Source organism: Streptomyces sp. NPDC088554, assembly GCF_044752945.1.
In the GTDB taxonomy this organism is placed as follows: Bacteria; Actinomycetota; Actinomycetes; order Streptomycetales; family Streptomycetaceae; genus Streptomyces.
The window spans coordinates 1-10,840 of record NZ_JBIVMF010000036.1; the positions used below are offsets into that span (position 1 = coordinate 1).

General features: G+C 68.7%; 11 protein-coding genes and 1 riboswitch. Of the genes, 10 read left to right on the forward strand and 1 reads right to left on the reverse strand.

What is annotated here, in order from left to right; translation table 11 throughout:
* Positions 1–221 precede the first annotated feature (221 nt).
* The 10 genes from ACIP8W_RS28895 to ACIP8W_RS28940 all read left to right on the forward strand — a co-directional run bounded on the left by ACIP8W_RS28895 (position 222) and on the right by ACIP8W_RS28940 (position 10,265).
* Positions 222–830 carry a CDP-alcohol phosphatidyltransferase family protein gene (locus ACIP8W_RS28895; RefSeq protein ID WP_401958174.1) on the forward strand — a complete coding sequence of 203 codons (609 nt, stop codon included), beginning with the start codon at positions 222–224 and terminating at the stop codon, positions 828–830.
* Positions 831–956: 126 nt separating this feature from the next.
* Entirely contained in the window at positions 957–3,452 is a 2,496-nt protein-coding gene (locus ACIP8W_RS28900) for a sugar phosphate nucleotidyltransferase (RefSeq protein WP_401958175.1), read from the forward strand.
* A gap of 110 nt (positions 3,453–3,562) precedes the next feature.
* Positions 3,563–4,501 carry a DUF881 domain-containing protein gene (locus ACIP8W_RS28905; protein ID WP_402149497.1) on the forward strand — a complete coding sequence of 313 codons (939 nt, stop codon included), beginning with the start codon at positions 3,563–3,565 and terminating at the stop codon, positions 4,499–4,501.
* Positions 4,498–4,830: a small basic family protein gene (locus tag ACIP8W_RS28910; RefSeq protein WP_040019805.1), complete on the forward strand. Its 333-nt coding sequence runs from the start codon at positions 4,498–4,500 to the stop codon at positions 4,828–4,830. Before ACIP8W_RS28905 ends, ACIP8W_RS28910 begins: the two co-directional genes overlap by 4 nt.
* A 5-nt stretch (positions 4,831–4,835) precedes the next feature.
* On the forward strand, positions 4,836–5,699 hold the full coding sequence (locus ACIP8W_RS28915) for a DUF881 domain-containing protein (protein WP_401958221.1): 864 nt from the start codon (positions 4,836–4,838) through the stop codon (positions 5,697–5,699).
* Between the two features lie 82 nt (positions 5,700–5,781).
* A complete protein-coding gene (locus ACIP8W_RS28920) occupies positions 5,782–6,666 on the forward strand; it encodes an FHA domain-containing protein (RefSeq protein WP_401958222.1) in 885 nt (294 codons plus the stop codon).
* A 16-nt stretch (positions 6,667–6,682) separates the two neighbouring features.
* A complete protein-coding gene (locus tag ACIP8W_RS28925; RefSeq protein ID WP_401958177.1) occupies positions 6,683–7,420 on the forward strand; it encodes a MerR family transcriptional regulator in 738 nt (245 codons plus the stop codon).
* Between the two features lie 53 nt (positions 7,421–7,473).
* Entirely contained in the window at positions 7,474–7,947 is a 474-nt protein-coding gene (locus ACIP8W_RS28930; protein WP_006123076.1) for a bifunctional nuclease family protein, read from the forward strand.
* Between the two features lie 182 nt (positions 7,948–8,129).
* Positions 8,130–8,699 (forward strand): MerR family transcriptional regulator, encoded by a 570-nt coding sequence (locus ACIP8W_RS28935; RefSeq protein WP_401958179.1) that lies wholly within the window; start codon positions 8,130–8,132, stop codon positions 8,697–8,699.
* A gap of 57 nt (positions 8,700–8,756) precedes the next feature.
* On the forward strand, positions 8,757–10,265 hold the full coding sequence (locus ACIP8W_RS28940) for a DNA polymerase IV (RefSeq protein ID WP_401958180.1): 1,509 nt from the start codon (positions 8,757–8,759) through the stop codon (positions 10,263–10,265).
* Here the strand turns inward: ACIP8W_RS28940 and ACIP8W_RS28945 are convergent.
* Positions 10,157–10,558, reverse strand: coding sequence for a PRC-barrel domain-containing protein (locus ACIP8W_RS28945; protein ID WP_401958181.1), 402 nt, complete (start codon positions 10,556–10,558; stop codon positions 10,157–10,159). The two genes, ACIP8W_RS28940 and ACIP8W_RS28945, sit on opposite strands and share 109 nt — an antisense overlap.
* 113 nt (positions 10,559–10,671) lie before the next feature.
* A riboswitch (glycine riboswitch) is annotated at positions 10,672–10,769 on the forward strand.
* Positions 10,770–10,840: the final 71 nt, after the last annotated feature.

The window sequence follows — 10,840 nt, forward strand, 5'->3', positions numbered from 1 at the left end:
ACCCGGAAGCTAAGCCTCACAGCGCCGATGGTACTGCAGGGGGGACCCTGTGGGAGAGTAGGACGCCGCCGAACAATTATTGTGGGAATGCCCCGCACCAGGTATCTGGTGCGGGGCATTTCTGCGTTCAGGACCCCCCCACCCCCCCTGGCATCCCGTGGTCGGTGCTGAGGGTAAGGTCAGGAGGCATCGTTGGCACGTTCCACACAGGAGGCCCCCGGGTGGAGCTCCAGGAGACTCGCGTTCAGACGGACCGGGTGCTCACTATCCCCAACATCCTCAGCATGGCCCGCCTCGTCGGCGTTCCGCTCTTCCTGTGGTTGATCCTCCGCCCCGAGTTCGGCGGACCCAAGAGCGACGGCTGGGCATTGCTGGTTCTGATGCTGAGCGGTGTCAGTGACTATCTCGACGGCAAGCTGGCCCGTCGCTGGAATCAGATCAGCAGCCTGGGCCGGCTCCTCGATCCCGCGGCCGACCGGCTGTACATCCTCTCCACCCTGGTTGGGCTCACCTGGCGGGAGATCTTGCCACTGTGGCTCACAGCGGCCCTATTGGCCCGCGAGCTGATGCTGCTGGTGATGGTGGGAATCCTTCGCAGGCACGGCTATCCGCCGCCCCAGGTGAACTTTCTCGGGAAGGCGGCTACCTTCAACTTGATGTACGCCTTCCCGCTGCTGCTCCTCAGTGACGGAAGTGGATGGCTTGCGTCACTCGCCGAAGTTTTCGGATGGGCGTTCGCAGGATGGGGTACGAGTCTGTATTGGTGGGCAGGAGTCCTGTATGTGGTCCAGGTCCGTCGGTTGGTGAAGGCGGACACCATGGCCGATTGAGCTCGTCGATGTGGTGCCGCGCAGTGTCGCCCGGCCCGCGCCTGACCATCGAGGCCCGCTGTCCAGCAGGGTGCCCAGACGGGTGAAAGTCGGCGAGTCCGTCTCTTCAAGGAGGACGCTTCCGACATGAAGGCCGTTGTGATGGCCGGTGGCGAAGGAACTCGACTTCGCCCCATGACCTCAAGCATGCCCAAGCCGCTCCTGCCGGTGGTGAACCGGCCGATCATGGAGCATGTGCTGCGGTTGCTCAAGCGTCATGGGCTCAATGAGACCGTCGTGACTGTGCAATTCCTGGCCTCCCTCGTCAAGAACTACTTCGGTGATGGTGAAGAGCTCGGTATGGAGCTCACCTACGCCAACGAGGAGAAGCCGCTCGGCACCGCGGGGAGTGTGAAGAACGCCGAGGAGGCGCTGAAGGACGATGCCTTCCTCGTCATCTCCGGTGACGCGCTCACCGACTTCGATCTGACCGACCTCATCGCATTCCACAAGGAGAAGGGCGCACTGGTGACAGTGTGCCTGACCCGTGTGCCGAATCCTCTTGAGTTCGGTATCACCATTGTGGACGAAGAAGGACGGGTCGAGCGTTTCCTGGAGAAGCCCACCTGGGGTCAGGTCTTCTCGGACACGGTGAATACGGGCATCTATGTGATGGAGCCCGAGGTATTCGACTATGTCGAGGCCGACGTGTCGGTCGACTGGTCCGGCGATGTCTTCCCCCAGCTCATGAAGGAGGGCAAGCCCATCTACGGCTATATCGCCGAGGGCTACTGGGAAGACGTCGGCACACACGAGAGCTATGTCAAGGCGCAGGCCGATGTGCTCGAAGGCAAGGTCGATGTCGACATCGACGGTTTCGAGATCTCTCCCGGTGTCTGGGTGGCCGAGGGCGCCGAGGTCCATCCCGACGCCGTGCTGCGCGGGCCGCTCTACATCGGTGACTACGCCAAGGTCGAAGCCGATGTGGAGATTCGCGAGCACACCGTCGTCGGATCGAACGTGGTCGTCAAGACCGGCGCGTTCCTCCATAAAGCCGTGGTCCACGACAACGTCTACATCGGACAGCACAGCAATCTGCGCGGCTGCGTGATCGGCAAGAACACCGACATCATGCGGGCCGCCCGGATCGAGGACGGCGCGGTCATCGGTGACGAGTGTCTTGTCGGCGAAGAATCCATTATCCAGGGCAATGTGCGGGTCTACCCGTTCAAGACCATCGAGGCCGGCGCGTTCGTCAACACCTCGGTCATCTGGGAGTCCAGAGGCCAGGCGCACCTCTTCGGCGCCCGTGGTGTTTCGGGCATCCTGAACGTCGAGATCACGCCGGAAGTCGTGGTCCGGCTGGCCGGTGCGTACGCGACCACGCTGAAGAAGGGGTCGACCGTCACCACGGCGCGTGACCACTCGCGTGGTGCCCGCGCGCTGAAGCGGGCGGTGATCTCCTCGCTCCAGTCCAGCGCCATCGACGTACGGGACCTGGAGAACGTTCCGCTGCCGGTCGCCCGGCAGCAGACCGGCCGGGGCAGTGCGGGCGGCATCATGATCCGTACCTCGCCGGGGGTGCCCGACTCCGTCGACATCATGTTCTTCGACGAGCGGGGCGCCGATCTGTCGCAGGCGGGCCAGCGGAAGCTGGACCGGGTGTACGCGCGGCAGGAGTACCGCCGGGCGTTCCCGGGAGAGATCGGGGACCTGCACTTCCCGGCCAGCGTGTTCGACTCGTACACCGGCTCGTTGCTCCGCAATGTCGATACGACGGGGATCTCCGAGGCGGGGCTCAAGGTGGTCGTCGACGCGTCCAACGGCAGCGCGGGGCTCGTTCTGCCCAGTCTGCTCGGCCGGCTCGGGGTCGACGCGCTGACGATCAATCCGGGGCTCGATGAGGCCCGGCCCACGGAAACGGCCGAATCCCGCCGTTCCGGACTGGTCAGGCTCGGGGAGATCGTCGCTTCCGCGCGTGCCGCGTTCGGGGTGCGGTTCGACCCGGTCGGCGAGCGGCTGTCGCTGGTCGACGAGCGGGGCAGGATCATCGAGGACGACCGGGCGCTGCTGGTGCTGCTGGACCTGGTCGCCGCCGAGCGGCGCAGCGGGCGGGTGGCGCTGCCGGTGACCACGACCAGGATCGCCGAGCAGGTCGCCGCGTACCACGGGACCCAGGTGGAGTGGACGACGACGTCGCCCGACGATCTGACCCGGGTGGGCCGTGAGGAGACCACCATCTTCGGCGGTGACGGGCGTGGCGCCTTTATCGTGCCGGAGTTCAGCAGTGTCCTCGACGGCACGGCGGCCTTCGTACGGCTGCTCGGGCTGGTGGCGCGTACGCAGCTCACGCTGAGTCAGATCGACGCGCGGATACCGCGAGCCCATGTGCTGCGGCGGGATCTGGCCACTCCGTGGGCGGTCAAGGGGCTGGTGATGCGCAGCGTCGTGGAGGCGGCGGGGGACCGGCAGGTGGACACGACCGACGGTGTACGGGTGGTGGAGACGGACGGCCGTTGGGTGATGGTGCTGCCCGACCCCGCCGAGGCCGTCACCCATCTGTGGGCGGAGGGCCCGGACGACGCGTCCGCCCAGGCGCTGCTCGACGAGTGGTCGTCCGTCGTGGACGGCGCAGGTCACTAGGCCGGTTCACTACGGTGATCCCGGTGTGCCGGGTGGTCCCTCGGGGGGCCGCCCGGCACACCGGTGGGGCCATTCGGCGGTAATGGCTGTGGCGTGCGACGATGTGCGGCATGTCGCAGCACCCCCCTGATCGGAGCACTGTCTCTGCGCCCGCGCGTCCCGACGCGTCGATGTCGTTGCTGAACAATGTGATGGATCACAGCCTCGACGAGGGGTACGCGGAGGCGGCCGCCCGCAGGGACGCCGAGGAGGGCGGGCTGCCGCGCACACTCAAGGCGAAGCTTGGGCTCGCGGCGGGACTGGTGCTGGCCGCCCTGGTGGTCACGGTCGGTGCGGCCCAGGCGCGGATCTCGGCGCCGGTCGTGGCGAAGGAACGCGAAGAGCTGATCGACCGCATCCACAAGGAGACCTCCACGGCGGACACGCTGGAGCGGAACGTCGAGAAGCTCCGGGACGAGGTCGGTGAACGCCAGCGCGAGGCCCTGCGGTCACGCGGGGGAGGCCAGGGCGAGTTGGTCGGTCTGCTCGCCGGTGCGACGCCCGTGCGGGGTCCCGGGGTGAAGCTGGTGATCGACGACGCCAAGGAGGCCTCGTCGGGCAGCGGCGGCGGGCCGCGCGAGAGCAGCGGTTTCTCCGACACCGGGCGGGTGCGCGACCGGGACATGCAACGGGTCGTCAACGGCCTGTGGGAGTCGGGCGCCGAGGCCATCGCCATCAATGATCAACGCTTGACCTCCCTCTCGGCGATCAGGGCCGCGGGCGACGCCATACTGGTCGACAACAGGCCACTGGTGCCGCCGTACGCGGTGCTCGCGGTGGGGGACGGGAAGAAGCTGAGCGCCGCGTTCGAGGGCAGCGCCGATGGCCGGTACCTGGATTCGTTGCGGGAGAACTTCGCCATCCGCACCAGGATCTCCGACCAGGAAGAGGTGCGGCTGCCCGCCGCGCCCAGCCTGATCGTACGTACAGCACAACCGAAGGCCGCCGCCACCGACGCCGGGAAGGGCGACGGGCAGGGCGCGGCCGACACCGAGAAGGGCACATCGTGATCGCCGTACTGGGCCTCGTCGTGGGAGTCGTGGTCGGACTGTTGGTCCGGCCCGAGGTGCCGGCCGTGGTCGAGCCCTATCTGCCCATCGCCGTCGTCGCCGCCCTCGACGCGGTCTTCGGCGGTCTGCGGGCCATGCTCGACGGGATCTTCGTCGACAAGGTGTTCGTGGTCTCCTTCCTGTCGAACGTGGTCGTGGCCGCGCTCATCGTCTTCCTGGGCGACAAGCTGGGTGTGGGCGCGCAGCTCTCCACCGGTGTGGTCGTCGTACTGGGGATCCGGATCTTCTCCAACGCTGCCGCGATCCGCCGGCACATCTTCCGGGCTTGAGGCCGATGAGCGGCGAGGAGACCCCCGGCGGCGAAGAGGCCCCGGGCAAGAAGGAGACATCAGGCGGTGCTCAGGTGCCGGACACGGGGGACCGTACGGGCACCGAGGAGGACCGTACGGGCGGCGCGCCCGTGCCGGAGCCCCAACAGCTCACCGGCCGCCAGCGGTTGGTGGCGGGGCTGTGGCCGCCCCGGGTGACCCGGGCCCAGCTCATCGTGGCCGTCCTGCTGTTCGGGCTCGGTCTCGGGCTGGCCATCCAGGTCAGATCGAACAACGACGACAGCGCGCTGCGGGGCGCCCGCCAGGAGGACCTGGTGCGGATCCTCGACGAGCTGGACAACCGCACCCAGCGGCTGGAGGACGAGAAGCAGCGCCTCGACGACCAGCGGACCGAGCTGGAGACCAGCTCGGACCAGGCCGAGGAGGCGCGTAAGCAGACCAAGGAGAAGGCTCAGCAGCTGGGTGTCCTGGCGGGCACGGTCGCCGTACAGGGGCCCGGGATCACGCTGACCGTCGACGACCCGAGCGGCACGGTCGAGCCCGACATGCTGCTGGACGCCCTCCAGGAGCTGCGGGCGGCGGGCGCGGAGGCCATTCAGGTCAATGATGTCCGGGTGGTCGCCAACACCTACTTCTCCGGTACGGGAGGTGCCGTACGGGTGGACGGCAAGGCCGTCAAGGCGCCGTACAGCTTCAAGGTCATCGGCAAGCCGCAGGATCTGGAGCCCGCCCTCAACATTCCCGGCGGGGTGGTCCAGACACTGGAGAAGGAGCAGGCCACGGCCACGGTGAGACGCGTTGAGAAGATCATCGTCGACGCCTTGCGACCGGCGCAGCGACCTGACTACGCTCGGTCGTCATCGGGGTGAGGCCGGGGTGCATGGCGGCCATCGGGCGCGGGCATGAGGTTGCGGGGGGTCGGCGCACGATCAGCGTGACGAGTGGTGGAAACTGTCGAGTGCGTACGGACGTTGTCAAGATGTCCGGGTCGGCAGGTGTGTTCATTCAGGGTTCGTCCTGCCCCACGGGCGGGTCTGTTTCGGTCAAGGGGAATCGCCCGTGAAGTTGTTTGGGAAGTTGTTCGGCAAGAGCGCACGCGAGGACGCGGGTTCCAACCGCCATCGCGCATCGCGCGAGGAACCGAGCGGTGAGCGTCCGCTCTTCCGCGATCAGGTGGGTGGAGAGGCGACGCAGGTGCACGGCGCGTCGACTGTTGACCCCTCCGGGTCCGGCCGCATAGGTTTCGGGGAATCATCTGCCCCCGGAGGGCAGTCACGGCAGGAGGACCCCTCTATGTCGGCCTTGCCGGTCTGTACGAGGTGTGGGCACCGGAACGCCGAGGCGAGCAGTCGGTTCTGCTCCAACTGTGGCGCGCCGTTGCGTGGCGGGGTCCCTCCGGAGCGTGCCTCCGAGACGACCTCGACGATCTCCATCTCGGGTCTTGAGGCGTACGACTCGGAAGTGACCGGTCAGACGTCGCTCCCGTCGCTCACCCCCGAGGCGCAGGCCGCCGTCGACGCCCTGCCGCTCGGCTCGGCGCTGCTGGTGGTGCGCCGCGGACCGAACTCGGGCAGCCGCTTCCTGCTGGACGGCGAGCTGACCACGGCCGGCCGTCATCCGGAGAGCGACATCTTCCTGGACGACGTGACCGTCTCGCGCCGCCATGTGGATTTCCGCAGGGGCGCCGACGGCCGCTTCACCGTCTCGGACGTGGGCAGCCTGAACGGTACGTACGTCAATCGTGAGCGGATCGATTCGGTCCTGCTGGCGAACGGCGACGAGGTCCAGATCGGTAAGTACCGGCTGGTCTTCTACGCGAGCCAGCGGGGCGTGTGACCCTCAGGGAAGGTCCATGCTGCGAACACCGAAGGGCGGTGCCGGACACGGCACCGCCCCCACGGGTGACCCGCTGATCAGCATCGGCGCGGTGCTGGGGAAGCTGCGGGAGGAGTTTCCCGGGGTATCCATCTCCAAGATCCGTTTCCTGGAGGCGGAGGGGCTGGTGGAGCCGGGCAGAACGCCCTCCGGCTACCGGAAATTCAGTCCGGAGGATGTCGAGCGGCTGGCGTTGGTGCTGCGGATGCAGCGGGACCACTATCTGCCGCTGAAGGTCATCAAGGAGCATCTCGACTCCCCGGGTGCCGACGGGCCCGTACAGCCGTCAGGACCGCGGCGAGGGGCGCTGGAGAGGCATGCCGGGGCGGAGCCAGGGACCCCCACGGCGCCGCGGATCGGCCGGGACGAGCTGCTGGCCGCCGCGGAGGTCGCCGAGTGCCGGCTCGACGAGTGGGAGTCGTACGGGCTGATCACCCCGATGCCGGACGGCGGATACGACGCCGAGTCCGTCATCGTGGCGAGACTTGTCTCGGATCTCGGAAGATTCGGTCTGGAGCCCCGGCATCTGCGCGTGGTGAAAGCGGCCGCGGAACGTGAGGCCGGACTGGTCGATCAGCTGGTGGCACCGCTGCGCAAGCACCGTAATCCGCAGACCAGAGCCCATGCGGAGGCGACGGTGGAGGAGCTGGCGGCCCTCTCCGTGCAGCTGCATTCCGTGCTGTTCCGGACGGCTCTGCGGGGGCGTCCGTACTGATCATGGGGGAGCCCGACTACCCAAACCTGCCGGGCACGTCCTAGGGTTGCTGTGTGAACGAGCTCGACGTTGTGGGTGTCCGGGTGGAAATGCCCTCCAACCAACCGATCGTGCTCCTGCGTGAAGTGGGAGGCGACCGGTACCTCCCCATCTGGATCGGACCGGGGGAGGCTACCGCCATTGCCTTCGCCCAGCAGGGCATGGCCCCGGCCCGGCCGCTGACCCATGACCTCTTCAAGGACGTGCTGGAAGCGGTGGGCCAGGAGCTCACCGAGGTCCGGATCACGGACCTGCGTGAAGGGGTCTTCTACGCGGAGCTGGTCTTCGCGAGCGGGGTCGAGGTGAGCGCGAGGCCGTCGGACGCCATAGCGCTGGCATTGCGCACGGGTACGCCGATCTACGGCAGTGACGGGGTGCTGGACGATGCGGGTATCGCCATCCCGGACGAGCAGGAGGACGAGGTGGAGAAGTTCCGCGAGTTCCTCGACCAGATCTCTCCGGAGGACTTCGGAACCAACAGTCAGTGAGCGGCGTGTGAGCGCCGCGGCCGGGCTCTCTGTCAGCGCATTCGGTCAGCCTTTCCCCGGAAGGGGACACGCGAAACCACTCTCAGGGTGATTATCACTCGGCGTGGCGAGTGTGGCGATCGTTGACGCACCCCGGGTGACTGCCTACCTTCGACAAGGCAGGTCAAGGACGGAGGGTCGGCGTGAGAAGCAGCGGCGACGGTACGGCGGCAGGCGGTCCGTATCCGCTTCACGGCAGTGCGCCAGGACCCGGTGCGGAGACGGTCGGATACCGGGGCCCGACCGCGTGCGCGGCGGCGGGGATCACGTACCGCCAATTGGACTACTGGGCGCGGACGGGGCTGGTCGAGCCGAGTGTGCGGTCGGCCTACGGTTCGGGCACCCAGCGGCTCTACAGCTTCCGGGACGTGGTCGTCCTCAAGATCGTGAAGCGGTTCCTGGACACCGGGGTGGCGCTCCAGAATATCCGGGCGGCGGTCCAGCATCTGCGGGACCGGGGGTTCCGGGACCTGGACCGGATGACGCTGATGAGCGACGGCGCGACCGTGCACGAGTGCTCCTCGCCCGATGAGGTCGTGAGCCTGCTCCAAGGGGGCCAGGGTGTCTTCGGGATCGCCGTCGGGGTGGTGTGGCGGGACGTCGAGGCCGCGCTGTCACAGCTCCACGGGGAGCGCATCGACACGGGCGAGACGCTGATCGGGCACAACCCCACCGACGAGCTGGCGCGCCGGCGGCGTGACCGGGCGGTCTGACCCGCCCCGGGCGGTGTCCCGGGCCGATTGTCAGTGGCGTGAGGCAGCATCGATGGAGTGAGATCCACACCGACGGTCCTCCATCTGGACATGGACGCCTTCTTCGCCGCGGCCGAGCAGGCGGCGAAGCCGAGCCTGCGCGGGAAACCCGTGGTGGTGGGCGGCCTGGGGCCGCGCGGGGTGGTCTCCACGGCCTCGTACGAGGCGCGGCGGTTCGGGGTGCACTCGGCGATGCCGATGGGCCAGGCGAGACGCCTGGCGCCGAACGCGGCGTATCTCGTGCCGCGCTTCGCGCTGTACCGCGCGGTCAGCGAGCAGGTGATGGAGCTGCTGGGCAGGCTGTCGCCGCTGGTGGAGCCGCTGAGCCTGGACGAGGCATTCGTGGACCTGGAGGCGGGCGGCTCGGCCCATGACACGGCCTCGGCGCGGGCGGCGGGCGAGCGGCTGCGCCGGGACATCAGGGCGGTCACCGGACTCAGCGGCTCGGTGGGGCTCGCGGGCTCCAAGATGCTGGCGAAGATCGGCTCGGAGCTGGCCAAGCCCGACGGACTGGTCCTGATAGAGCCGGGCACGGAGCGCCAGCTGCTGGGACCGATGTCCGTGCGGACGCTGCCCGGGGTGGGGCCCGCGACCGGGGAGCATCTGCGCCGGGCCGGGATGACCACGGTCGCCGACCTGGCCGAGGCGGGCGAGGACGAGCTGGTGCGGCTGGTCGGGAGGGCGCACGGCGCCTCGCTGTACCGGATGGCGCGGGGGTACGACGACCGGCCGGTGGTCTCCGAGCGCGAGACGAAGTCGGTGTCGGTGGAGGACACCTTCGACACCGATCTGCACGACCGGGTGCGGGTGCGCGCGGAGGTCGACCGGCTCGCGGACCGGTGTGTGCGGCGGCTGCGGGCCGCCGGGCACTCGGGACGTACCGTCGTCCTCAAGGTGCGGCGGTACGACTTCTCCACGCTGACCCGTTCGGAGACCCTCAGAGGGCCCACCGACGACCCGGGAGTGGTGCGGGAGGCCGTGGGGCGGCTGCTGGAGTCGGTGGACACCACGGGCGGGGTACGGCTGCTGGGGGTCGGCGTGACGGGGCTCGCGGACTACACCCAGGAGGATCTGTTCGCGCAGGCCGCGGCCGAACGGGTTGCCGCCACGGACGCGCAGGAGCCGACGGACGTCGAGGAGGTGCTCGACGGGGCCGCAGAGGAGCCCGCGGACGTGTCCGCGGGGACGCTCGCCGAGCGGCGCTTCCCGGCCGGTCACGATGTGCGCCACAGCGCGTTCGGCGCGGGCTGGGTGCAGGGCAGCGGGCTGCGGAGGGTCACCGTGCGGTTCGAGGAGCCGGGGTCCGCGCCCGGACGGGTGCGGACCTTCTGGACCGACGATCCCGAGCTGGAGCTGTCCGAGCCGCTGCCCCTGGTGCCGGACGGGCCCGGGCGGGCCCTGCCCGGCACCAGGGGGCCTCAGTCCTCCTGGCCGGCCAGCCGCCCGAAGTCGCGGTCGGAGTCCCGCCGGTCCGCGCGGGACGTGGGGGGCTCCGGCGGCCCGGCATCGGGGAGGGCGAGGCCGTAGTGGTGGTAGAGCTGGAGCTCCTGGTCGGGGGAGAGATGGCGGCCGACCCCGAAGTCGGGGGCGTCCCTGATCAGTGCCCGTTCGAAAGGGACCCGCAGGCCGTCGGCGGCCAGGGTGCTGGGGGCGAGGGGGATGAACGCGTCCCGGCTGAACAGACCGGTACGGACGGCCGCCCACTCCGGGACGCCGGTGGCGTCGTCCAGATAGACCTCGTCCACCGTGCCGAGCTTGCGGCCGTCCCGGTCGAACGCCTTGCGCCCTATCAGGCCGCGCGGATCGATATCGGTCTCCACGTTCCCTCCAACTGGTCGCAACTGTTCGTAGGCACTACAAAAAGGCAGATTCTTAGTGGCGTCCACTCGAAAGTTCTCCCCAGAGCCTCGCTGGTAGGCTGGCGAACGGCTGCTGATCCCGTGCGGGAGAGTCCTCCGGTGAGACTGCCGGAGGCGCCGAAGGAGCAAATCCTCCCCGGAATCTCTCAGGCCCCCGTACCGCGCGGACGAGGTCACTCTGGAAAGCAGAGCGGTGCCGACGGCATCGCTCTCACCGACGGTGAAAGCCGGACCGCTCCTGGG

Coding starts and splice junctions, on each gene's coding strand:
- ACIP8W_RS28905 (WP_402149497.1), top strand. CDS start 3,563: ATGTCGCAGCACCCCCCTGATCGGAGCACTGTCTCTGCGCCCGCGCGT.
- ACIP8W_RS28925 (WP_401958177.1), top strand. CDS start 6,683: ATGCTGCGAACACCGAAGGGCGGTGCCGGACACGGCACCGCCCCCACG.
- ACIP8W_RS28915 (WP_401958221.1), top strand. CDS start 4,836: ATGAGCGGCGAGGAGACCCCCGGCGGCGAAGAGGCCCCGGGCAAGAAG.
- ACIP8W_RS28900 (WP_401958175.1), top strand. CDS start 957: ATGAAGGCCGTTGTGATGGCCGGTGGCGAAGGAACTCGACTTCGCCCC.